Annotated in this window: 1 protein-coding gene; it reads left to right on the forward strand. The window is 47.5% G+C overall.

What is annotated here, in order from left to right; translation table 11 throughout:
• On the forward strand, positions 1-379 hold a 379-nt coding region (locus SB775_RS27750), incomplete at both ends, for an alpha-ketoacid dehydrogenase subunit beta (RefSeq protein ID WP_410864358.1).

The following is a 379-nucleotide window of genomic DNA, read 5'->3' on the forward strand; positions in this document are numbered from 1 at the left end:
CGAGATCCAATTTGCCGACTTTATTATGCCAGCAGTCAATCAGATCGTCAGTGAAGCCGCAAAAATGCGCTATCGCTCAAATAATGATTGGAATTGCCCGATCACGATTCGTGCTCCGTTCGGGGGAGGAGTTCACGGCGCACTCTACCACTCTCAATCAGTGGAAGCGATGTTTACCAATATTCCAGGCTTGAAAGTGGTGGCTCCGTCCACCCCGTATGATGCAAAGGGCCTTCTGAAAGCAGCCATTCGCGATGAAGATCCAGTGCTCTTTTTCGAGCATAAGCGTTTGTATCGCCTGATTAAAGGTGAAGTTCCTGATCATGACTACGTTTTGCCAATTGGCAAAGCAGATGTAAAGCGTGAAGGTACTGATATT

The sequence above is a fragment of the Peribacillus sp. SIMBA_075 genome (assembly GCF_046534585.1).